18 protein-coding genes are annotated in these 21,778 nt (G+C 71.6%); 5 read left to right on the top strand and 13 right to left on the bottom strand.

Annotation, left to right across the window (positions count from 1 at the left end; genetic code table 11):
- Window positions 1-20: 20 nt before the first annotated feature.
- Both ACIO9J_RS12635 and ACIO9J_RS12630 read right to left on the bottom strand, forming a co-directional pair.
- Entirely contained in the window at window positions 21-1,289 is a 1,269-nt protein-coding gene (locus ACIO9J_RS12635) for an ABC transporter substrate-binding protein (RefSeq protein WP_401996844.1), read from the bottom strand.
- Between the two features lie 135 nt (window positions 1,290-1,424).
- The gene (locus tag ACIO9J_RS12630) at window positions 1,425-3,224 is read right to left on the bottom strand and encodes an AMP-dependent synthetase/ligase (RefSeq protein ID WP_401998539.1); all 1,800 of its coding nucleotides are present in this window, start codon (window positions 3,222-3,224) and stop codon (window positions 1,425-1,427) included.
- A 376-nt stretch (window positions 3,225-3,600) separates the two neighbouring features.
- Here ACIO9J_RS12630 and ACIO9J_RS12625 point away from each other — a divergent pair, with 376 nt between their 5' ends.
- Window positions 3,601-3,879 carry an Lrp/AsnC family transcriptional regulator gene (locus ACIO9J_RS12625; protein WP_401996841.1) on the top strand — a complete coding sequence of 93 codons (279 nt, stop codon included), beginning with the start codon at window positions 3,601-3,603 and terminating at the stop codon, window positions 3,877-3,879.
- Window positions 3,876-4,496, top strand: a complete 621-nt coding sequence (locus ACIO9J_RS12620) for a hypothetical protein (protein ID WP_401996838.1) — start codon at window positions 3,876-3,878, stop codon at window positions 4,494-4,496. The genes ACIO9J_RS12625 and ACIO9J_RS12620 overlap by 4 nt, the downstream gene beginning before the upstream one ends.
- Here the strand turns inward: ACIO9J_RS12620 and ACIO9J_RS12615 are convergent, their stop codons facing one another.
- The 4 genes from ACIO9J_RS12615 to ACIO9J_RS12600 all read right to left on the bottom strand — a co-directional run bounded on the left by ACIO9J_RS12615 (window position 4,497) and on the right by ACIO9J_RS12600 (window position 8,851).
- Window positions 4,497-6,323, bottom strand: a complete 1,827-nt coding sequence (locus ACIO9J_RS12615; protein WP_401996835.1) for an AMP-dependent synthetase/ligase — start codon at window positions 6,321-6,323, stop codon at window positions 4,497-4,499.
- Window positions 6,320-6,820 (bottom strand): flavin reductase family protein, encoded by a 501-nt coding sequence (locus ACIO9J_RS12610; RefSeq protein ID WP_401996832.1) that lies wholly within the window; start codon window positions 6,818-6,820, stop codon window positions 6,320-6,322. The genes ACIO9J_RS12615 and ACIO9J_RS12610 overlap by 4 nt, the downstream gene beginning before the upstream one ends.
- A complete protein-coding gene (locus ACIO9J_RS12605; protein WP_401996829.1) occupies window positions 6,813-7,595 on the bottom strand; it encodes an enoyl-CoA hydratase/isomerase family protein in 783 nt (260 codons plus the stop codon). The genes ACIO9J_RS12610 and ACIO9J_RS12605 overlap by 8 nt, the downstream gene beginning before the upstream one ends.
- 74 nt (window positions 7,596-7,669) lie before the next feature.
- Complete coding sequence (locus tag ACIO9J_RS12600; protein WP_401996826.1) at window positions 7,670-8,851, bottom strand: LLM class flavin-dependent oxidoreductase; 1,182 nt, start codon at window positions 8,849-8,851, stop codon at window positions 7,670-7,672.
- 348 nt (window positions 8,852-9,199) lie between these two features.
- Between ACIO9J_RS12600 and ACIO9J_RS12595 the strand changes: the two genes are divergently transcribed.
- On the top strand, window positions 9,200-9,802 hold the full coding sequence (locus ACIO9J_RS12595; protein WP_401996823.1) for a TetR/AcrR family transcriptional regulator: 603 nt from the start codon (window positions 9,200-9,202) through the stop codon (window positions 9,800-9,802).
- Between the two features lie 66 nt (window positions 9,803-9,868).
- On the opposite strand, the gene ACIO9J_RS12590 is transcribed toward ACIO9J_RS12595, so the two are convergent.
- A complete protein-coding gene (locus ACIO9J_RS12590; protein WP_401996820.1) occupies window positions 9,869-11,368 on the bottom strand; it encodes an MFS transporter in 1,500 nt (499 codons plus the stop codon).
- Window positions 11,369-11,490: 122 nt separating this feature from the next.
- Here ACIO9J_RS12590 and ACIO9J_RS12585 point away from each other — a divergent pair, with 122 nt between their 5' ends.
- Window positions 11,491-12,477 carry an Lrp/AsnC family transcriptional regulator gene (locus ACIO9J_RS12585; protein WP_401998536.1) on the top strand — a complete coding sequence of 329 codons (987 nt, stop codon included), beginning with the start codon at window positions 11,491-11,493 and terminating at the stop codon, window positions 12,475-12,477.
- Here ACIO9J_RS12585 and ACIO9J_RS12580 read toward each other — a convergent pair.
- Window positions 12,455-13,342, bottom strand: coding sequence for a LysR substrate-binding domain-containing protein (locus ACIO9J_RS12580; protein ID WP_401998533.1), 888 nt, complete (start codon window positions 13,340-13,342; stop codon window positions 12,455-12,457). The genes ACIO9J_RS12585 and ACIO9J_RS12580 overlap by 23 nt on opposite strands.
- 190 nt (window positions 13,343-13,532) lie before the next feature.
- Here ACIO9J_RS12580 and ACIO9J_RS12575 point away from each other — a divergent pair, with 190 nt between their 5' ends.
- Complete coding sequence (locus ACIO9J_RS12575; protein WP_401996817.1) at window positions 13,533-14,627, top strand: bile acid:sodium symporter family protein; 1,095 nt, start codon at window positions 13,533-13,535, stop codon at window positions 14,625-14,627.
- Here the strand turns inward: ACIO9J_RS12575 and ACIO9J_RS12570 are convergent.
- The 5 genes from ACIO9J_RS12570 to ACIO9J_RS12550 form a co-directional block, all read right to left on the bottom strand.
- Window positions 14,563-15,819 (bottom strand): DUF4185 domain-containing protein, encoded by a 1,257-nt coding sequence (locus ACIO9J_RS12570; RefSeq protein WP_401996815.1) that lies wholly within the window; start codon window positions 15,817-15,819, stop codon window positions 14,563-14,565. The two genes, ACIO9J_RS12575 and ACIO9J_RS12570, sit on opposite strands and share 65 nt — an antisense overlap.
- Before the next feature lie 10 nt (window positions 15,820-15,829).
- On the bottom strand, window positions 15,830-17,716 hold the full coding sequence (locus tag ACIO9J_RS12565) for an exo-alpha-sialidase (RefSeq protein ID WP_401996812.1): 1,887 nt from the start codon (window positions 17,714-17,716) through the stop codon (window positions 15,830-15,832).
- Between the two features lie 402 nt (window positions 17,717-18,118).
- Complete coding sequence (gene fdhD, locus ACIO9J_RS12560) at window positions 18,119-18,967, bottom strand: formate dehydrogenase accessory sulfurtransferase FdhD (protein WP_401996809.1); 849 nt, start codon at window positions 18,965-18,967, stop codon at window positions 18,119-18,121.
- Window positions 18,968-18,974: 7 nt separating this feature from the next.
- On the bottom strand, window positions 18,975-19,835 hold the full coding sequence (locus ACIO9J_RS12555; protein ID WP_401996806.1) for a 2Fe-2S iron-sulfur cluster-binding protein: 861 nt from the start codon (window positions 19,833-19,835) through the stop codon (window positions 18,975-18,977).
- Complete coding sequence (locus tag ACIO9J_RS12550; protein WP_401996804.1) at window positions 19,832-21,772, bottom strand: NADH-ubiquinone oxidoreductase-F iron-sulfur binding region domain-containing protein; 1,941 nt, start codon at window positions 21,770-21,772, stop codon at window positions 19,832-19,834. The genes ACIO9J_RS12555 and ACIO9J_RS12550 overlap by 4 nt, the downstream gene beginning before the upstream one ends.
- Window positions 21,773-21,778: the final 6 nt, after the last annotated feature.

The following is a 21,778-nucleotide window of genomic DNA, read 5'->3' as shown; positions in this document are numbered from 1 at the left end:
GAAGAGCTCGAAGGGGAGGACTACTTGAAGGGGATGGGCGAGTAGCACGTGAACGGCGAGGAGACCGAGTACGCCCCGTCCTTGAGCTGGACGAGCGCCCCACAGCCGAACGACTCCGCCTGCCCCTTGGGGAGTTGACGGTCGCCGACCATGGTGTCGGTGTCGGAGTAGCCGTCGGCCGCCCGCTGGAAGGACGCGACGTCGAGGTCCTTGCCCGCCTTCTCGGCGACGGCGAGGAAGAGGTCGGCGGACATGTAGCCGGTCATCATGTGCATGTTGAGCGGCACGTCCTTGCCCGCGGCCTTCCTGATGTCCTTCTTGAACTGCCGCATGTCCGCGCTGTCCTGCTCGAAGGGCTGGAAGGCGAGCAGCACGTGCACCCCGTCGAGGGCCTTCTTCGTCGCGCTCTTGGCGAGCAGGCCGGGGTCGTAGTCGGTGGGGTCGGTGAGGACGCCCTTGAAGCCGGTGCGCTTGACGGCGGTGAACAGGCCGATGTTGTAGGGGGTCTGCATGACGGAGACGACCGCGTCGGGCGCCTTCCCGCCGTCCGAGCGCAGGATCTCCTTGGTGTACGCCGACCAGTCGCTCGGCACCGAGGTCGCGGGCACCGTCGACTTGGCGTACGTCACCTCGTACCCGGCGGCCGCGAAGCTCTGCTTGTAGGTGCGGATGGCGAAGGTGCCCGCGTCGTTGTCGTTGGCGAGGATCGCCACGCTCTTTCCCTTGGCGCCGCCCAGCACCTTCTTCAGGCCCTCGGGCCAGCTCTGGGTGATCGTGCCGCCGGGCATCGGCACCATGCAGCCGCCGAATCCGTACATGTAACTGGGGCCGCAGAAGGGCGGGATGGTGCCCCAGCCGAAGGTGGGCACCTTCTGCTTCTGGAGGAAGTCCGCGCCGGAGAAGGTCACCGAGCTCATCGGGGCGATCGCGAACACCTTGTCCCGCTGGACGAGTTTGCGGGCGGCGGCGAGGTTCTTGCCGGGGTCCTGGCCGTCGTCCTCAGCGCCCAGGTAGTCGATCTTCCGCCCGTGCACGCCGCCCTCGGCATTGGCGCGGGCGAAGCGGGCCTTCGCGCCGAGGTCGGTGTCCTTCTTGCTGTAGCCACTGGCGGTGGTCATGGAGACGATGCCGCCGACCTTGATGGAGTCGTCGGTCACCCCGCGTACGGAGCCGCCGTCCCTGCCGCCGCCCGAGCTGTCGGAACCGCCGCTGTTCGAGGCGGAGTTGCAGGCGGTGGCGAGCAGCAGGGCCGCCACGGTGGCGGTGATGGTGCGGATCGATCGCGACACGGTCGAGCCCCCTCCGTCGTCGAAGTGAGGGTGATTCTGTGTGCGACCTGATGAACCGTCAATAAGGGGCGCGCCGGTAATTGATGAACCGTCAGAAACGGGTGAGGTGCGGCGACGACGGCCCCGACGGCGTCCCTAACTGCGGTAGAGCGCCTCGACCTCCGTCAGATACGCCTGCTCGATCGCCTTCCGCTTCAGCTTCAGCGACGGGGTGAGCAGCCCGTGCTCCTCGGAGAACTGGTGCGCCAGTATCCGGAACGTACGGATCGACTCGGCCTGCGAGACGAGGGTGTTGGCGGCCACCACGGCCCGGCGCACCTCGGTCTCCAGATCCGGGTCGCGCACCAGCTCGCCGGGGGAGAGCAGCGGTTTGCGGCGCATGGTCAGCCAGTGCTCGACGGCCTCCGCGTCCAGGGTGACGAGCGCGGCGATGTAGGGCCGGTCGTTGCCGACGACGATGCACTGCGCGACGAGCGGGTGATCGCGCACCCGCTCCTCCAGCTGCGCGGGCGAGACGCTCTTGCCGCCGGAGGTCACCAGGATCTCCTTCTTGCGGCCGGTGATCGTCAGATAGCCGTCCTCGTCGAGGGAGCCCAGGTCGCCGGTGGCCAGCCAGCCGTCGTGCAGGGTCGCCGCGGTGGCCTTGCGGTCGCCCAGATAACCCTGGAAGACGTTGTCGCCGTGCAGCCACACCTCGCCGTCGTCCGCGATGTGCACCGTGCTGCCGGGAATGGGGAGGCCGACCGTGCCGTAGCGGGTGCGCTCGGGCGGATTGGCGGTCGCGGCGGCCGTCGACTCGGTCAGGCCGTATCCCTCGTAGATCGTCACGCCCGCGCCCGCGAAGAACAGGCCCAGCCTGCGGTCCATCCCCGAGCCGCCCGACATCGCGTGCCGCACCCGGCCGCCCATCGCCTCGCGCACCTTGGAGTAGACGAGCTTGTCGAAGAGCTGGTGCTGCATGCGCAGGGACGCGGAGGGGCCCGAGCCGGTGCCGAACGCCCTGGCCTCCATGGCCTCGGCGTAGCGCACCGCGCACTCCACGGCCTTGTCGAACGCGCCCTCCTTGCCCGCCGCCTCCGCCTTGCGCCGCGCCGCGTTGAAGACCTTCTCGAAGATGTACGGCACGGCCAGGATGAACGAGGGCCGGAACGCGGCCAGATCGGGCAGCAGCGCCGCCGCGTTGAGGTTCGGCTGGTGCCCCATCTTGACCCGGCCGCGCACCGCCGCGACCTGCACCATGCGCCCGAAGACGTGCGCGAGCGGCAGGAAGAGCAGCGTCGTCGCCTCGTCGCCGCGCTTGGAGTGGAAGACCGGCTCCCAGCGCGCGACCATCACGTCGGCCTCGAACATGAAGTTGGCGTGGGAGATCAGGCAGCCCTTGGGGCGTCCCGTGGTGCCCGAGGTGTAGATGATCGTCGCGATCGAGTCGGGCGTGACCGCGCGGCGGTGCCGGTGCACCACGTCGTCGTCGATCTCCCGGCCCGCGCCGTTCAGTTCACCGACGGCGTCCGCGTCCAGCTGCCAGAGCCTGCGCAGCTGCGGAAGCCGGTCGATGACCGAGCCGATGGTCATCGCGTGGTCCTCGTGCTCGACCATCGCGGCGGACACCTGCGCGTCGTGCAGCATCCAGAAGACCTGCTCGGCCGATGACGTCGGATAGATCGGCACGACCTGGGCGCCGATGGTCCACAGGGCGAAGTCGAAGAGCGTCCACTCGTAGCGGGTGCGGGACATGATGGCGACGCGGTCCCCGAACCGGACGCCCTGCGCGATCAGCCCCTTGGCGAGCGCGAGCACCTCGTCGCGGAACTCGCCGGAGGTGACATCACGCCACCGCCCGTCCGTCTTGCGGCCGAGGGCGACGCGCGACGGATCCTCGGCGGCATGGTCGAACACGGCGTCGGCAAGGCCGCCCACCAGCGGCGCCGACGCCATCGGAGGGTTCGTGAACTCGCGCAATGATGCTCCTCGTGGCGCTCCGCACAGCGCCGTGACGCTACCCCACGCCGCGCGCCGTCGGGAGGGGGTGAAACCGCGGGCGGTATGGACCATCAGCACAGGTCAGCCGCTGAAATCCGGCCACAAGGGGAAGGGTCGGACAGATTACTTACGCAGGAGTAAGTTTCGGTGGCGTAATCTCCACCGAATCTGTACGCGTCGCGCACCGCGCGCGCGGTGACCGCGGCCCCGCCGAGGGCGGTTGGCGGCGGTCCCGGCGGGAATCCTTAGAGCCTGGAAATCGGGGGGACCTGATGACTCAAGGCTGTCGGACGCATCCGGCCCCGGTACCGCGGGTGACGGGGAGGGCCGGATGCGCCGCGTAACGGGAAACTCGGCGATCACCGCTTTCGTCTTCATCATCGTGCCCGCCAACAACTCGGGCAACGTGGTGGCGACGCTGATGGACGAGTACTCGGAATTCGTGCTGGAGGCCGCCGCGGTCTACGGCGAAGCCGATGTCATCGCCAAGGTCGAGACGCCGTCCATCGGGCAGCTGCACCGGCTGGTCATGGAGAAGATCCAGAACATCCCTCATGTGCGGGTGACCAGGACCTACATCATCGTTCCCCAGCACCACCAGATCCGATGAGCGCCCTGGTGTCGGCCTCGTTCGCGGCGGCGGGCGCGGCCACCGTCACCGCCCTCGCCTCCGTCGTCGCCTTCGCCTACCAGCACCGTGCCACCCGCCGCGACGAACACAACCTGCGCGTCTTCGACCGGCACCTTTCGCAGTACGAACGCATCTTCGTGACGGCCCGCTCGACGCTCGACGCCCTTCGCGACTACGAGATCGTCACCCGGCGCGCGAGGGACCGATCCGACCCCTTCCTTTCGCAACTCCTTTCCATCGTGTCCCTTTCGGCCAACCAATACTGCGTGGCCGTGGACTGGAAGCACAGTTCGGCCATGGCCTATCTCGACATCGACCTGGAGGAGAAATGCCTGCACGCACGTGATCTGCTGATCCGGTGGCTGTCCCAACGCCGGGTCGCCCACGGCGACATCGCCTTCTGCCGGCGGGGCGAGACCCTCTCGCCCATCGCTCTGCGCGACATCCCGCGGCTGCGGGTCGGCGACTACCGGGAGCTGATCATCGAGCGGCGCGTGGTGGTGACCCCCGCCGCCGGTGACCGGCGTCTGATCGCGGACATCAACCAGGCGCTCTCCAAGGTCGTCAAGGAGCTCAAGAAGGTCATGGCGTACTGATCAGTCCGGCCTCGCGCTCACGTGGTGCGCGATCGCCGCGTCGTCGTCGGCGCCGTACATCTCGTCGATCAGCGGCGCGAACGCGCTCACGACGGCGCCTCTCCTGACCTTGCCGTTCGCGGTCAGCTCGCCGCGCTCGGCCGCCAGCGGCCGGGGCAGCACGCGGAAGTCCTTCAGCTGCTCCGCGCGCGCGAGATCCGCGTTGACCCGGTCGACCTCCGCCCGCAGGAGCGCGTCCCGTGCGGGGGCCGACGAGGCGGTCGCGGTGGTGCTCGGTCCGAGCAGGACGGTGAGGTACTTGCGGGCCTCGCCGACGACGATCGCCTCGTCGATCAGCGCACTCTCCCGCAGCCGGGTCTCGATGGGCTGCGGGCTGATCGTCTTGCCGCCGCGGGTGATCAGCACGTCCTTCTTCCTGCCGATCAGCCGGAGTTCGGCGTGCGGCGTGTACTCCACCAGGTCACCGGTGTGGAACCAGCCGTCCCTGAGTACCTCAGCGGTCTCCCCGGGGGCGCGCCAGTATCCGGTGAACAGGAGCGGCGCGCGGATCAGCATCTCCCCGTCGTCCGCCACCTGCACCTCGAAGCGGGGGTCCGCGAACTTCTTGCCGATGGTGCCCGGACGCGGGAACGGCTGGTCGAAATGCGCGACGGGACACGCCCCGGTCTCGGTGAGCCCGTAGTTCTCGCGCAGATCGAGCCCCCAGATCTGCCAGATCCCGAGGACGCTCTCGGGCATCGCGGCGGACGCGGTGTAGGCGAGACGGATGCGGTCCATCCCGACCGTCGCCCGCAGGGGCAGGAAGACCCCGCGGAGCACGGCGGCGTACGCGAGGCGCAGCGGCAGCGAAGACCGGCGCCGCGACCAGCGGTCCTCGGCCACCCTGCGGCCGATCCGCAGGGCGAAGCCGTAGGCGAGGCGACGCGGGCGCGACCACGTCCGGGTTCGTGTGACCAGTTCGGCGGCCAGCTTCTCGTGGAACCGCGGCGGCCACAGCGCCACGGTGGGCCGCACCGCGCGCAGCACGTCCGGGTAGTCGGCGACGGCGCAGTAGGTGACCACGAGCCGCGAGAGCAGCGGCGCGAACAGGGACATCACGGCCGGTGCCACATGAGCCAACGGCAGGAAGCCCACGACGTCGTGCTCGTGGCGCACGATCTGGGGGTAGAGGCCGATGACGGTCCTGACCGCGTGCTGGAGCGTGCGGTGCGAATGCGTGACGCCCTTTGGCTCTCCCGTGGACCCCGACGTGTAGAAGAGCACGGCGGCGTCGTCGAGGGACCCCTCGGCGACCAGCGCGGACAGGGCGTCCGGACCGTCACCGGCCTGCTCCGCGCCGTGCGCGCACAGCGCTTCCCACGTCGTCCCCGCGACCGCGGCGGGCAGCGCCGGGGGAGCGGCGTCGATGCCGACGACGAGCCGCAGCGCCGGTGCCCGCCCGGCGGTCTCGGCCGCCTTGGCGAGCTCCGTCGTCGTCTCGCCGATGAAGGCGACCGCCTCGCTGTGTACGAGGAGTTGCCCGATCTCGGCGGCCGAGTTCGTCGGATACACGCCGACCACGACGCCGCCGACGCTCTGCACGGCCAGCGCGGCGAAGACCCATTCCGGGCGGGCGCCGCTCATCACGGCGACGCGGTCGCCGCGCCGCACCCCTCGCGCGGTGAGGCCGAGTGCGACAGCGCGCACCTGGTCCGCGTACGACCGCCAGGTGTACGTCCGCACCGTTCCGCCGCGCCAGTGGCGCAGCGCGACCGCGTCGGGTTCCCCGGCCGCCCGGTCGACGAGCAACCCGGGCAGTGTGCGGGCGGGTTCGAACATGGCGCTCATGCGGCACGCTCCCCGAGGCGCTGGAAGCCACCCCGGTACCAGGTCACCGGCTCGCCACCGCCCGTGCGGGCCTCGCGCACGCGGCCGATGAGGATCACGTGGTCGCCGCCGGAGACGACCTGGCGCAGTGCGCAGTGCAGGACCGCCGCCGCGTCGGGCAAGGCCGGATGGCGCTCCTCGTCGTACTCGAAGCCGCCGTGGGCGAACTTGTCCGCGCCCTTCGTCGCGAACCTGACCGCGAGGTCCGCGTGTTCGGGCGTCACGATGTTCACGGCGAACCGCTCGGCGGCCATGAAGACGGGACAGCAGTCCGCTCCCCGGTCCAGGCACACCAGGACGAGCGGCGGGTCGAGGGACAGCGCGGCGAAGGAACTCGCGGTGAATCCGTACGGCGTGCCCGTCTCGCTCCGCGTCGTCACGATGGTCACCCCGGACGGGTAACGGGCCAGCGCCGAACGGAAGTCGGCCGGGTTCACACCCTCGTCCTGATCAGTCATTCCAGGCCTCCCTGGCGGCTCGGGCGGCGGGGTCGTCGAAGACCGTGCGCGCGTCGGTGGTCGTGGCCCTGAGCTGTTCGCCCGGCCGGTCGGCGATGTCCGTGTGCAGGGCCCGCTTCAGCGCCGCGAACACGGCGGGCGGCTTGGCCGCGGCCCGCCGCGCGTCCTCCGTCGCCGTCGCGAGCAACTCGTCCCGCCCGACCACGTGGTCGACGAGGCCGATGGACCGCGCGGCGTAGGCGTCGAGCGGCTCGCCGCCGAGCAGGAGACGCCGGGCCGCGCGGTCACCGAGCACCGCGCGCACCCGCGCCACGCCTTTCGCGGCGGGCAGCAGTCCGTGGTCGATCTCGGGGAAGACGAAACGTGCCTCCCGCGACGCGTACACCACGTCGGTGAACAGCGCCATCTCGATGCCTCCGCCGACGCACCAGCCGTCGACCGCGCAGACCAGCGGCCGGGGAAAGTCCTCCAGCGCGCACAGCAGCGCGTGGAACGACGTCATCCGCTCGGCCATGGATGCGGCGTCCAGACCGACGGCCTCCTTGACGTCGCCGCCCGCGCAGAAGAAGCGCCCGCCCGCGCCCGTCAGGACGAGGGCGGGGGCGTCCGGGGCGGCGGCGAGGGTATTCAGGGTGGCCGTCAGCTCGCGTACGAGCGCGTCGCTGAGCGCGTTCGCGGGCGGACGGTCCAGGGTCAGGACGGCGACGCCGTCCACCGCGTCGGGGACGCGGACGGTGCCGGGCGCCGTGCTGTGCCGGGCCGTGTGCATGGTCATCTCCCGTCAGTTCGCGGCCGCGCCGGCCGTGCGGGCGGAGGGGAAGCCGGGCCTGCGCTTCTGGTAGAGGCCGCTCATCGGACGACCTCCACGGCCTTCGCCAGGTCGCGTCCGGCGTGGAACCCGCGCAGCGCCTCTTCGTGGGCGGGACGCGCGGCGCGGATGTCGGCGAGGACGTCGTCGGCCGGGCGCACCACGTTGCGCGGGTGCTTGAAGCGCGGGATCACGTACTTGCCGAACAGCTCGATGGACCGCATGAGTTGGTCGTGCGGCAGGCTGTCCACGCGCAGGACCAGGGCCTCCACGCCCATGTCCGCGTACCGCTGGACGTGCTGGACGCAGCGTTCGGGGTCGCCGACGACGAAGCCCTGCGAGTGCTCGAACATGTACTCCTCGTCGGTGAAGTCGACGTCCTTGACCGCGCCCATGTACGCGTAGTCCTGCGACAGCTTGGACAGCCGCTCGAAGGCGTCGGTCGCGAGTCCGACCATCTCGAACAGGGGCCTGGCCTGCGCGCGGGCCAGGGCGGTGGTCTCCGCGCAGTGCATGCCGCCGCTGACAAGGACCGTCTTGCGGGGCGTGATCGGGTACGGGTGGGTGGTGGCGGCGAGCGTCTCGTCGTAGAGCTTCAGCATGCTCTCCACGAGGTCGTAGCCGAGGAAGAAGCCGCCCATGATGGCGCCGATGCCCAGCGACGCGGCGGTCTCGACCGAGCCGGGGCTGCCCGCGGCCGCCGAGATGTGCGGGTAGGGCGTCTGTAACGGCTTGGGCACCAGGCTGCGCGGCGGGATCTTGTAGTGCTCGCCGACGAAGGAGAAGGGGTCGTCGAGGAACGCCCGCCGGATCAGCTCGATGCCCTCGCGCCACTGGGCCTTGTTCTCGGTCGGGTCGACCTCGAAGGCGCGCAGCGCGAGCGTCGTGTTGCCGCGGCCCGTGCCGAGTTCGACGCGGCCGTTGGACAGGATGTCCTCGGTCGCGATGCGCTCCGCGACGCGCAGCGCGTGGTTCATCCGCGTCGGCAGCAGCGTCACCAGGTGGATGAACCGGATCCGGTTCGTCAGCGCCATCAAGTACGGATAGAGCACCTCCGGAGCGGAGATCGACGCCGTGCCGATGGCGACGTGCTGTTCGGAGCTGCCGAAGGCGTCGAAGCCGACCCGCTCGGCGAGCAACACCTCCTCGATCAGCTCGCGATAGCGGTGCTCATGGGTGAGCCCAGCCGGGGTGTCGCCTTCAGTCATGAGGATGAAGTCCATGCCGAACCTTCCGTTCGATGTTACTGAGCAATAACGTAATCTCCGGATTCTTCGAGGGTCAAGAGGCGAATTGAGGGAGTGAGTGTTATTGGCCATTCACATTGGCGGGTTCGTGGGGAGCCAGCTGAGGTCGGGCACACGCTGCGACACACGTACTTCCGCGCGGCCCGGGAGACGAGCCTCGCTCGGGCGTTAACCAAGGCGCCCACGCGATCGCGGCCCGCCGGAAGGTCCGGCGGGCCGCGAGGGATCCATGCTGAGCTGGTACTTGTCCGTCGGGGCGTGGCGGATCGGCCGTTCTGGCGAGATGCCACGGACTGTTATCGGACGTTCGCCTAAGCTTCACGCATGACGAGTTCCTCTTCCCCTCGTGCCGCGGCTCCGCGGGGTGCCCGCCGACGGGAGCTGATCAAGGTCGCCGGTGAGCTGTTCCACGAACGTGCCTTCGACGCGGTCACGACCGAGATGATCGGTGCGCGCGCCGGGGTGACCGGTCCGGCGCTCTACCGGCACTTCTCGAGCAAGCAGGCGCTGTTGATCGCCGTTCTGGAGGATCCGCTCAACGACCTCCTGGCCAACGCGCGCAAGACGGCGGCCGAGGTGCGGGATCCGCGCGAGGCGCTGGAAGCGATGATCGACTACCACGTCACCCGCAGCCTCCAGAACGTCCCCTCCACGCTCGTGTTCCTGAAGAACGAACACAACGTGCCCGAGGAGGAACGCCACCGCATGCGGCGGCTGATGCGGCTGTACGCCGAGGAGTGGAGCGCCCTGGTGGAGCGGCTCCGCCCCGGGCTGCCCGACGCCCAGAACCGCGTCCTGACCCACGCCGTCTTCTCGATGATCAACTCGGTGCCGCAGTTCAACAGCGGCCTCGACCCGGAGAGCGTCGCCACCACGATCCGCACCGCCGCGCTCAACGCGCTGCTGATCCCGCCGGGAGCGGTCTGACGCCCGTGCCCGTGTCAGACCGCTCCCCGCATCAGACCGCTCCCCGCGTCGAGGCCGCCGGAGCGCTCACCGCACGTGTTCCTCGACGCGCGGCGCCCGTTCCGGAGCCGCCGTCACGGTCACCGGGACCGTCTTCTCCTTCGGCGTACGCACCATCACCAGGACCAGGACCCCGGCGACCAGTCCTGCCGCGCCCGCCGTCAGTGACGTCGTGTTGAGTCCGGCGGCGAACGCCGAGCGCACCGCGTCCGCGGGGACCGTGCCGTGCAGGGCCGCCGCGCCGCCGCCCGCCGCCGTGTGGGCCGCGTCGTGGCCCAGCGATTCCTGCATGCGCGAGGTCAGGACCGTGCCGAACAGCGCGACGCCGACCGCGTAGCCGAGCTGGCGGAAGGTGTTGACCGCGCCGCCCGCCGTCCCGGCGTTCGCGGGCGGCACCGAGGCGAGGGCGGCCCCGGCCAGGGCGGGGGCGACCAAGCCCGTGCCGATGCCTGAGACGGTCAGACCCGGTATCAGCGACGGCCAGGACGAACCGGCGTCGAGCACTGCCATGCAGAGCCCGCCCGCGCCGATCAGGAGCAGCCCGACGCCGATCACCAGCCGCGGCGCCACCCCGTGCAGGAACCGCCCGCCGACCGCCGCCACCAGGAAGGACGTGCCGGCCAGCGGAAGGAGCACCAGGCTGCCGCGCACCGGGCTCATGCCGAGCACGGTCTGCAGCCAGATGGAGAAGTACGGGATGACGCCGAACGCCGCCGCGTTGTAGCCGATCGCGCCGACCAGCACCCCGGTGAAGGCGGGCTTGCGCAGCAGCCGCAGATCCAGGAGCGGCTGGCTGACGCGGCGTTCGACCAGCACGAAGCAGAGCAGCGCGAGGGCCGAGACCACGAAGGCCGCGGTGGCGGTCGTCGACGTCCAGCCGTGCGTGCCGCCGCGCAGCACGCCGTACGTACCCGCCCCCGCGAAGCCCGCGAACGCCGCCGTGCCCGCCCAGTCGATGCGCCGCCCCGCGGGCCCCTTCGACTCGGGCACCACGCGCAGCGTCAGCCAGATCGACGCCACGCTCACCGGCAGGTTCACGAAGAAGATCCAGCGCCAGCCGGGACCCTCGGTGAGCACGCCGCCCACGATCGGGCCGAGCGCCGCCGAGGCCCCGCTCACCGCGCCCCACACGCCGAGCGCGACGGACCTGTCCCGGCCTTGGTAGGCGGCGCCGAGCAGCGGCAGCGTCGTCGCGAACATCGCGGCCGCGCCGAGCCCCTGCACGGCGCGGGCCGCCACGAGCAGCTGAGCGTCGGACGCGAGCCCGCAGCCGAGCGAGGCCACCGCGAACAGCGCGGTGCCGATGATGTTGAGCCGCCGCCTGCCGAGCACGTCGGCCGCGGCGCCGACGCCCAGGAGCAGCGCGGCGAGCGCGAGCGCGTACCCGTCGATGACCCACTGCAGATCACCGAGCGAGGCGCCGAGCGCCCGTGCCATGTCGGGCAGCGCCACGACCACGATCGTCACGTCCAGCAGCAGCATGAACGTCCCCAGAGACACCGCGGTGAGCGGCCCCCATGTACGCATTCCCGTTCTCCTTCACCCACGTCGCCGGAGGGATCTCCGTGCCCTCGTACGATGGGGCGCGCGCGGGACGAACTCGGTGCCACCGAAGGGCCGGTCGCGGGATCTCGACATGGAGGGGTGCTCTGGTGACGGAATCCGAAGTCTTCGACGAGCTCGACCGTAGGCTGCTGCACGCCTTCGAGGTCGACGGCAGGGCGCCCTTCAGCCGGGTCGCCGCCGTGCTCGGCGTCTCCGACCAGACCGTCGCCCGCCGCTACCGCCGCATGTGCGCGGGCGCGGGCCTGCGCATCGTCGGCGTCAGGGACACCCACCGGCTCGGCAAGGACCAGTGGATGCTGCGGCTGCGCTGCGCGCCGGACGGCGCCGAGGCGATCGCCGCCGCCCTCGCCCGCCGCCGGGACACCGCCCGCGTCCACCTCACGTCCGCGGGCACCGAAGTGGTCTGCATGACGATGCCCCGCGCCCCCGGCGACTACGACGACCTGGTGTTCGACAAGCTCCTGCGCACCCGGCAGATCATCGAGATCACGGCGTACCAGCTGCTGCACCGCTTCTACGGCGGCCGGACCGGCTGGATCGGCAAGCACGGGATGCTCACCCCCGAGGAGGTCGCGGCCCTGCGCCCCGCCTCCTCGCCGGACGCGCGACCGTCGGGCCCCCCGCACATCGCCCCCGAGGACGAACCCCTGGTCTCCGCGCTCAAGGCCGACGGGCGCGTCACCTACCCCGAACTCCAGCGGCTCACCGGGCGCTCCGAGTCCTCGGTCAAGCGCCGCCTCGCCCGGCTCCTGGACACGGGGACGGTCTACATCGACACCGAGTACGACATGGCGCGGTTCGGCTTCGCCACCGCGGCCCTGCTCTGGGTCACCGTCGCCCCCGGCGCACTGGACGCGGTGGGGCGCGCGATGGCCGCACATCCGGAGATCGCGCACGTCTCCGCGACCACGGGTCCCTCCAACCTGCTGGCGAGCGTGGTGACCAGGGACACCGGGGAGCTCTACGCCTACCTCAGCGGCAAGCTCGGCTCGCTCGAAGGGGTGCGGCACGTGGAGTCCGCCCCGTACCTGCGCAGCTTCAAGCAGATCACCTACCCGCCGCCGAGGTAGCGCCGGGTCCCCGGCGGGGCCGTCCGCCCGCCAGGATCGCCGCCGCCAGCGCGTCCGCCGCGCCCTGGGCGGAGGCGCGCCGCTCGCCGTGCAGCAGGACGAAGTCGACGCTGCCCAGTTCGGGCAGGCCCGCCCGGTCAGGGACGCGGGTCAGGCCCGGCGGGATCAGACCGCGGGAGTGCGCCATCACGCCGAGGCCCGCGCGGGCCGCCGCCACCAGGCCGTTGAGGCTGCCGCTCGTGCACGCCACGCGCCAGGCGCGGCCGCTGCGCTCCAGGGCCTCGAAGGCGAGGGCGCGGGTGATGCCGGGCGGCGGGTAGACGATCAGCGGCACCGGGCGCTCGGGGTCCAGGCGAAGCCGCTCGCGGCCGATCCAGACCAGGTCGTCCTGCCAGACCAGCGCGCCGCGCGGGTCCTCCGGGCGGCGTTTGGCGAGCACCAGGTCGAGCCGGCCCGCGTCGAGCTGCTCGTGCAGCGTGCCGGAGAGCTCGACGGTCAACTCCAGGTCGACGTCCGGGTGGTCGTGCCGGAAGGACTCCAGGATGTCGGTGAGATGGGTGAGGACGAAGTCCTCGGACGCGCCGAACCGCAGCCGCCCGCCCAGCCGCGTCCCGGTGAAGAACGCCGCGGCCTGCTCGTGCGCGGCGAGGATGCGGCGGGCGAAGCCGAGCATGGCCTCGCCGTCCTCGGTCAGCTCCACGGCGTGCGTGTCCCGGGTGAAGAGCTGCCGCCCCGTGGCGTCCTCCAGGCGGCGCACGTGCTGGCTCACCGTGGACTGGCGCACCCCGAGCCTGCGGGCGGCCTGGGTGAAGCTGAGCGTCTGGGCGACCGCGAGGAAGGTGCGGAGCTGCGCGGGGTCGTACACGTCGTTCACGGTGCACAGCCTAACCTTGGTCATCGCGATCCGTGATGACAGTCAGAGCGGTGTACGGGATTCCCGATCATGCCGATCGAGGGGATCATGAGGAGGGGACGGCCTCGCACCGAGAACGCCCCCTCCGCACCAAGAGAAACACCCGCACGAAGAGCACCCCGTACCAAGCGCATGGAGCACCGTGAAACGCCTGAAGTGGCCGTCCTGGATGCCGGTCGACCCGTACATCGTGGCGTTGCTCGGCACCGTGGGGCTCGCGGCGCTGCTCCCGGCCCGCGGTGCCGCCGCCGACGTCGCGTCCGGCGCGTCCACCGGCGCCGTCGCGCTGCTCTTCTTCCTCTACGGCGCCCGGCTCTCCACCCGTGAGGCGATGGACGGCCTCCGGCACTGGCGGCTGCACCTCACGGTCCTGGTCTGTACGTTCGTCGCCTTCCCGCTGCTCGGGCTCGCGGCGAAGGGCCTCGTCCCGTACGTCCTGACGCCCGCGCTCTACAGCGGCTTCCTCTTCCTCACCCTGGTGCCCTCGACGATCCAGTCGTCGATCGCCTTCACCTCCATGGCGCGCGGCAACGTGCCCGCCGCGATCTGCGCCGGTTCCTTCTCCTCGCTCGCCGGCATCGTCCTCACCCCGCTGCTCGCGGCGGCGCTCCTGGGCAACAGCGGCGGCGGCTTCTCCGCGGACTCGCTCGTCAAGATCGTGCTTCAGTTGCTGGTGCCGTTCTTCGCGGGGCAGTTGCTGCGCAGGTGGGTCGGCGGCTTCCTCACCCGGCACAAGAAGATCCTCGGCTACGTCGACCGCGGCTCGATCCTGCTTGTCGTCTACACCGCGTTCAGCCAGGGCATGGTCGAGGGCATCTGGCACCAGGTGACCCCGCTGCGGCTGCTCGCGCTGCTCGGCGTCGAGGCGGTGCTGCTCACCGCGATGCTGGCGCTGACCTGGTACGGCGCGAAGAAGCTCGGCTTCCCCCGGGGCGACCGCGTCGCCATCCAGTTCGCCGGGTCGAAGAAGTCCCTCGCCGCCGGACTCCCCATGGCCAGCGTCCTGTTCGGGGCGCAGGCGTCGCTCGCCGTGCTGCCGCTGATGCTCTTCCACCAGATGCAGCTGATGGTCTGCGCGGTGATCGCCAAGCGCCGCTCGCGGGACGCCGAGGAGTTCGCGGAGTCCGAGCAGCCCGAGCACTCCGAACAGTCCGAACAGTCCGGGGAGTTCGTCAGCGAGCCGTCGCGAGCCGGAGCGTCACGAACCGCGGCCGGTACAGCGACACGTTCCGGCTGATGTTCGCCTGCGCGCTCGCGGGCGTCGGGTCGAGCCAGTTGACGTCGTAGCTGAGCGTGATCCGGCCGTCCCCGCCGAGCGCCGCGTGGGCCTGCGGGTTGTAGGCGGCCGTGTCCTGGCGGGCCGCGCCGTCCGCGGGCAGCGGCGCCTGGAAGCCCTTGGCGGGCCCGTGCCAGGGCCCGGTGGGCGAGCAGGACCAGTACGAGGTGACGGTGGTCAGGCCCTCGGCGCCCGCGGCCATGGTGAACAGGACGTACGTCCCCTTCTCGCGCACCACCGTGAACGCGCTGCCCACGCCCTTGCGCCTGCCGTCCCCGAGCACCGGCTCGTGGCCGTCCTGCTCGCCCCAGCCCTCCCCGTCCCAGTACTCCCACGCCGAGGCGTCGGCGAGCCTGCCGTGCGGGACGCGGGCCACATAGGCGTGCGACGTGGGCCGGGACGCCGCCTGGGCGTCGGTGCCGCCGAAGACGTACGTCCAGCCGTCGGCGTCGACCGTCGTCGTGCCGTACAGGACGCGCTTCTCCGGGTCGCCCACCGACTGCTGGTCGGAGACCTTCACGATGTTCTCGACGCGCAGGCCGGGCAGCGAGAGCGTGGCGACCTCCGTGGCGATCGGCACGCCGTAGATCCACGGTCCTTGGCTCGCCATCCGGGTCCACAGCATGACGCGGACGACCTGTTCGTCCGAGCCGGGGGAGCGCGGCTCCACCCGTGCCGCCACCGGCCAGCGCCACTGCTGCGGCGCGGGGTCGGGGAACAGGGGCGCGGCGAGGGTGCGCTCCAAAGTGCCCGAACGGGACATCAGGACCGCGGAGTTGCGGAGCATCGGGGTGTTCGTGTCGCGCCAGGTGTGCGGCTGGCCCGCCGGGTTGGGCGGCGCGTGCACCTGTCCGAGGAAGGTGTCGGAGAACAGCCACAGGACCCGGCCGTCCGGCAGCCGCACCGAGTGGGTGCCGTCGCCGCCCGTCCAGTCGTCGGTGCGCGCGGCGTCGTCGCCGTAGCGGGCGAACTCCCCGGTGACCTTCTCGTCGGCGGACCAGGACGCCACGGTGCGCGGGCGGCAGGCCGCACCGCCCTCCCGGTCCTTGTCCGGGAGGGCGACGAGCAGTACGGCCGCGCAGGCCAGGACCAGCAGCAGGACCGGCCAGATCCTGCGGCGTGCTCCCGCGGCGGGACGTTCTCGGGCGGACACGCCCGGGACGTTAGTTGCTGCCGCGCACGCGGTCCATGGGGAGCCGGACCACGGTGTCCCGTGTCACAGCCGCAGCGGTGGTACGCAGGGTGTCCATCTCGGTGTCACTCAACGCGCGGTCGTAGAGCCGTACTTCGTCGATGGCGCCGGTGAAGAAGGCGCGGCTGTCCATGCGCTGGCCGATGTGCACGCCGAAGGGCGAGTTGCGGCTGACCGAGCCCGGCACGTCGGCGGTGCTGATCCGGGTGCCGTCCAGGAAGAGCGTCAGCTCCCCGGCGCCCCGGCGCAGCGCGATGTGGTGCCACTGGCCGTCGTTGTACGCGCCGGTGGTGCGCACGGACGCGGACCTCGGGGCCGCCGCGCCGTCCCGGGTGGTGATCAGGCCGGTGAGGCGGTTGCTCGCGGGCTCGCCGCGCAGCCACACCTGCGGCTGGGTGGTCCCTATGCCGCCCATCCACAGCAGCGGCTGCTCGCCGGTGGTGGCGGAGTAGCGGAACCAGAGGGATGCGGTGAAGTCCTTCGTGCCCAGCGGGAGTTGACCGCGGAAGGGCAGGCGCACGGCGTCGTCCGTGCCGTCGAAGGAGAGCGCGCCGCCGAACCGGCCCTCGGTCTCGGCGGCCCCGCCGAGCACCGCGGCGGGACGGGCCCACGGCGCGTGGTCGCGGGTCGTCGGGTCCGGGCCCCTGCGCGGGGTCAGCCAGTCCTCGGTGAACCGCGCGAAGCGGATCTCGTCGCGCGCGTCGACCGCGCCGCCCTCGTACAGCAGGCCCACGTGCGCGCCGTCGGCCCGCACCAGGTCCGAGTAGCCGGACCAGTCCGTGGTCACCGTCGTGCCCCGGTCCACGCTGTCCCAGGTGCGTCCGCCGTCGTACGAGGAGCGGATCTGCATGGTGCGGCGCCGGTCGGGGTCGCCGGGGCAGGCGAGCAGCATGCGCTTGCCGAACTGGAGCGTGGAGCCCTGGACTTGGGGCGTGTAGAGGTCGGGAAGGGCGCGGAAGGGCGCGGCGAACGAGTTGCCGCCGTCCCTGCTGATCGCGTGCGTGCGGTGGCCGAGGTCGGTGCCGTCCTGTTCGCGGCCGCTGACGTAGACCGTGCCGTCGGGCCGCTCCGTGAGCGTCATCTCGGACGGCTTCTGGCGGAACGTGCCGTCGTCGGCGATCGGGTACGAGTCCTTCGCGCCGATCCGCCAGTGGTCCCCGCCGTCGTCGCTGACGATCAGCGCCGCGTGGTTGGCGGTGACCCGACTGCCGTTCCAGGTCTCGGCGTTGACGGCGAAGGCGAGCCGTCCCGCGTGCCGGCCCCGGGTCAGCTGGATGCCGTGCACGGGCCCGGTCGCGTACCAGGAGTTCCAGTCGGCGGGCAGGATCTCGTCGCTCAGGTTGCGCGGCGCGGACCAGCTCGCGCCGTCGTCGTCGCTGTACTGGAGGTGCGGGGTGCGGTCGCACGGCACGTCGCAGTTCTTGCCGTCCGTGCGGCCGGTGTTGTACGTCTCCGCGAGCAGTACGCGGCCGGTCTCGCGGTCCACGACCGGCGCCGGATTGCCGTGCGTGTCGCCCGCGCCCTCGTTGATCACCTGGAGCGGGCCCCAGGTCCTGCCGCCGTCGTGCGACCGCTTGAGCACGAGGTCTATGTCGCCCGCGTCGCTGCAGTCGTTGACGCGGCCCTCGGCGAAGGCGAGGAGCGTGCCCTTGGCGGTCTTCACGACGGCCGGGATGCGGAAACAGGCGTACCCCGGATCCTGGGACGCCTTGAACAGCACCCGCTGCTCGAACGGCGCCGTCCGCTCGGGCGCCGCCTGCGCCGCGGGGACGGGCAGCAGCGCGCCCACCGCGACGGCGGTCACGGCGGCCGCCGCGCTGCGGAGCGATCTGAGGCGTACACGGAGACTCGATGGCATGGTGCGACCCGCCCTTCATGGCGATGGCGACGCATGGCTGTGACGACTCGTGGCTGGGACGGCGTGGGGCCGGCACCCGATGCCGGTGACCGGACATCCTGACATCCCACGTCCACTGTGCGTGCCACAGACGCTACTTGGGGGCTTCGGCACCCCACAAGAAGCGTGCGTCAGGGGATCAGTACGACCTTGCCCCGATTGCTCCGTCCCTCGATCACCGCGTGCGCCTGCGCCGCGTCGGCGCAAGAACGCGATCACCGTCACGGACAAGGGGAAGCGGCTCGTGGCGCGCTGCGCGACGGCGGCCGCGGCCGCCAACAGGCGTAGGGCAGGGGCCCGGCCGGCGCAGGGGGCGCTCCCCGCCGGCCGGGACGCCGCCGCCGTGCGGCGGGGGAGTCCGGGTCAGCCCTGGGAGGCCGCGGCCCGCAGGGCGACGCGGTGCTCGCCCGCGTACACGTTCATGGAGGAGCCGCGCAGGAAGCCGACCAGGGTCAGGCCGGTCTCGACGGCCAGGTCGACCGCGAGCGAGGACGGCGCGGAGACGGCGGCGAGCACCGGGATGCCCGCCATCACCGCCTTCTGCGCGAGCTCGAAGGAGGCACGCCCGGAGACCAGCAGGACCGCACGGGACAGCGGGAGCCGCCCGTCCTGAAGGGCGCGGCCGACCAGCTTGTCGACGGCGTTGTGCCGCCCCACGTCCTCCCGTATGTCGAGCAGCTCGCCCTCCTCCGAGAAGAGCGCGGCGGCGTGCAGACCCCCGGTCCTGTCGAAGACGCGCTGCGAGGCGCGCAGCCGGTCGGGGAGGCTCGCGAGCAGTTCGACGTCGAGCCGGACCGGGGGAGCGTCGGAGATCGGGAAGCGGGCCGTGGTGCGCACCGCGTCCAGGCTCGCCTTGCCGCACAGGCCGCAGGACGAGGTGGTGTACACGTTGCGTTCGAGGGTGATGTCGGGGAGCACGACGCCGGGCGCCGTCCGCACGTCCACCACGTTGTACGTGTTCGAGCCGTCCTCGGTGGCCCCCGCGCAGTACACGATCGACTGGAGCTCGGCGGCGGAGCCGAGCACGCCCTCGCTCACCAGGAAGCCCGCCGCGAGCGCGAAGTCGTCGCCCGGGGTGCGCATGGTGATGGCGAGCGCCTTGCCGTTGAGCCGGATCTCCAGGGGTTCCTCGGCGACCAAGGTGTCGGGGCGCTGCGAGACCCGCCCGTCCCGGATCCGGATGACCTTGCGTCGCTCCGTGACTCGTCCCATGTCTTGATCAGTCCCGGTTCTGTACGTGCTGGTAGCCGAAGCGGCCCTTGATGCAGAGGTTGCCGTGGGTCACCGGGTTGTCGTGCGGCGAGGTGACCTTCACGATCTCATTGTCCTGCACGTGCAGTGTCAGGTTGCAGCCGACTCCGCAGTAGGCACAGACCGTGGTCGTCTCGGTCTGCGCGGACTCGTCCCAGGTACCCGCGGCCCGCATGTCGAACTCCGACTTGAAGCTGAGCGCGCCCGTGGGGCAGACCTCGACGCAGTTCCCGCAGTACACGCACGCCGAGTCGGTCAGCGGCGCGTCGTGCTCCACGGCGATCCGGGCGTCGAAGCCGCGGCCCGCCACCGCGATCGCGAAGGTGTTCTGCCACTGCTCACCGCAGGCGTCCACGCACTTGTAGCAGAGGATGCACTTGTCGTAGTCCCGCACGTACAGGTCGTTGTCGACCTTGGGCTCCTCGTTCAGCCGGGCCGCGTCGGCGCCGAACCGCTCGGGCTTCGCCTCGTACTCCTTGAGCCAGAGCGCGACCTTCGGCGTCGTCGACAGGTCGACGGAGGAGGCGAGGAGTTCGAGCACGATCTTGCGGCTGTGCCGGGTGCGCTCGGTGTCGGTGAGCACGCTCATGCCCGGCTCCGCCCTGCGGGAACAGGCGGGGGCCAGGGTGCGGGCACCCGCCACCTCCACGACACAGACCCGGCAGGCGTTCTTCGGAGTGAGCGTGTCGCCCTCGCAGAGCGTCGGCACGACCTTGCCCGCGGCCCGGCAGGCGTCGAGGATCGTGGCTCCCTCCGGCACCCGGGCCTCCTGGCCGTCCAGGGTGAACTCCACCAGACGGCGCGGCGGTTGAAGCGGGATCGCGGTCATTCGTACGCCCCCAAGCGGTCGATGGCGGATTCCACGGCGTTCCACGCGGTCTGGCCAAGACCGCAGATCGAGGCGTCCCGCATGGCCTGCCCCACCTCGCGGAGCAGCGCGATGTCACCCGCGGCGGCGGCGCCGGTGCGCCCGACGATGCGGTGCAGGGCCTCCTCCTGCCGCACGGTGCCGACCCGGCACGGCACGCACTGGCCGCACGACTCGTCACGGAAGAACTCCGCGATGCGCAGCAGGACGCGGGGGAGCGGCACGGTGTCGTCGAGGGCCAGCACCACGCCGGAACCGAGGGTGGTCCCGGCGCCCCTGGTGCCCTCGAAGGTGAGCGGGATGCCGAGTTCGTCGGGCCGTACGAAACCGCCTGCCGCGCCGCCGAGCAGGACGGCTCGGAGGTTGCCGGGCTTTCCCGCGAGGGCCAGGAGCTCGCCGAGGGTGGCGCCGAACGGCAGCTCGTAGGTGCCGGGCCGTTCGACGCTCCCCGAGACGCAGAAGAGCTTGGGCCCGGTGGACTTCTCCGTGCCGATCGCGGCGTACGCGCGGGCGCCCATGGTGAGGATGGGCAGCACGTTGACGAGGGTCTCCACGTTGTTCTCGGCGGTGGGCTTGCCGAACAGGCCCTTCTCCACGGGGAACGGCGGCTTCGAGCGTGGCTCCCCCCGGTACCCCTCGATGGAGTTGAACAGGGCGGTCTCCTCGCCGCAGATGTAGGCGCCGGCGCCGCGCCGGATCTCGATGTCGAAGGCGTACCCCTGGCCGAGCACGTCGTCGCCGAGCAGGCCACGCGCGCGTGCCTGGGCGACGGCGTGCTCCAGGCGGCGCAGGGCGCGCGGATACTCGCCGCGCAGATAGAGGTAGCCCCGGTGGGCGCCGACCGCGTACCCCGCGACGGTCATCGCCTCGACCAGCGCGTACGGATCGCCCTCCATGAGCACCCGGTCCTTGAAGGTGCCGGGCTCGGACTCGTCGGCGTTGCAGACGAGGTAGTGCGGGCGGTCGGGCTGGGCGGCGGTGGCCGCCCACTTCCTGCCCGTGGGGAAGGCGGCGCCGCCCCTGCCGAGGAGTCCGGACTCCGTGACCTCCCTGATGACCTCGGCGGGGCCGATGGCGAAGGCGCGGCGCAGGGCGGTGTAGCCGCCGTGCGCGCGGTAGTCGTCCAGGGACGACGGATCCACGGTGCCGATGCGCTTGAGGAGGATCAGTCCTTCTTGGCCTGCTTGGGGGACGGAGAGGGACGCCGGGGGCTCGGCGGGGGCGGCATCGGGGGTGAGGGCGGCTCGGGTGAGGGTGTCGGGTGCGGCGGGGGCGACGGTGGCGGTGACGTAGGTTTCCTCCCCGCTCCCGCCCCTACCCGGATTCGGTCCGGCCGGGGCGGAATATTCAGCCCGTCCGGCGTTCGAGGACGAACTCGGCGGAGCCGGTGATGACTCCGGCCCCGGTGCGGAACGCCGACACCCCGCCCGTACCACCAGCGCCGCAGGCGCCCTCTCGCACAGCCCCAGGCAGGGGCTCGCCTCCACCCTCACGCCCGGCGCGGAGCCGAGCCGCTCCGTCACGGTTCCGCACAACTCCGCGCCCCCGCACGCCAGATCCGTACACACCCGCACCACCGTCGCGGGCCTCGGCCGCACCGAGAACATGGAGTAGAACGTGGCCACCCCGTAGCCCTCCGCGGGCGGAACCGTCAGGCGCCTGCACAAGTAGTCGAGGCCGCCCTCGCTGATCCAGCCCGCCCGGTCGTTGAGCGCGTGCAGCCCCGGCAGCAGCAGGTCCCGCCGTTCGCGCGCCGCCCGGCCGCCCCTGGCCCAGCGCAGGTCCGCGTCGCTGCGGTCGGCGGCGCCCTCCCACGCGGACCCGGGCGGACCGAGCACCGCGTCGACGGCCGCCCGCTCCTCGTCCGTCGGCTTGCTGTCACCGAAGCGCAGATCCATACGTCA

This window comes from Streptomyces sp. NPDC087300 (assembly GCF_044744425.1).
Classification (GTDB): Bacteria; Actinomycetota; Actinomycetes; order Streptomycetales; family Streptomycetaceae; genus Streptomyces.
Note: the sequence above shows the minus strand (reverse complement) of the source record. Positions and strands in the feature narration are given on the sequence as shown.

Coding starts and splice junctions, on each gene's coding strand:
- ACIO9J_RS12600 (WP_401996826.1), bottom strand. CDS start 8,851: ATGGACTTCATCCTCATGACTGAAGGCGACACCCCGGCTGGGCTCACC.
- ACIO9J_RS12620 (WP_401996838.1), top strand. CDS start 3,876: ATGAGCGCCCTGGTGTCGGCCTCGTTCGCGGCGGCGGGCGCGGCCACC.
- ACIO9J_RS12615 (WP_401996835.1), bottom strand. CDS start 6,323: ATGAGCGCCATGTTCGAACCCGCCCGCACACTGCCCGGGTTGCTCGTC.
- ACIO9J_RS12625 (WP_401996841.1), top strand. CDS start 3,601: ATGCGCCGCGTAACGGGAAACTCGGCGATCACCGCTTTCGTCTTCATC.
- ACIO9J_RS12595 (WP_401996823.1), top strand. CDS start 9,200: ATGACGAGTTCCTCTTCCCCTCGTGCCGCGGCTCCGCGGGGTGCCCGC.
- ACIO9J_RS12555 (WP_401996806.1), bottom strand. CDS start 19,835: ATGACCGCGATCCCGCTTCAACCGCCGCGCCGTCTGGTGGAGTTCACC.
- ACIO9J_RS12565 (WP_401996812.1), bottom strand. CDS start 17,716: ATGCCATCGAGTCTCCGTGTACGCCTCAGATCGCTCCGCAGCGCGGCG.
- fdhD (WP_401996809.1), bottom strand. CDS start 18,967: ATGGGACGAGTCACGGAGCGACGCAAGGTCATCCGGATCCGGGACGGG.
- ACIO9J_RS12630 (WP_401998539.1), bottom strand. CDS start 3,224: ATGGCGTCGGCGCCGCTGGTGGGCGGCCTTGCCGACGCCGTGTTCGAC.
- ACIO9J_RS12605 (WP_401996829.1), bottom strand. CDS start 7,595: ATGACCATGCACACGGCCCGGCACAGCACGGCGCCCGGCACCGTCCGC.
- ACIO9J_RS12610 (WP_401996832.1), bottom strand. CDS start 6,820: ATGACTGATCAGGACGAGGGTGTGAACCCGGCCGACTTCCGTTCGGCG.
- ACIO9J_RS12590 (WP_401996820.1), bottom strand. CDS start 11,368: ATGCGTACATGGGGGCCGCTCACCGCGGTGTCTCTGGGGACGTTCATG.
- ACIO9J_RS12550 (WP_401996804.1), bottom strand. CDS start 21,772: ATGGATCTGCGCTTCGGTGACAGCAAGCCGACGGACGAGGAGCGGGCG.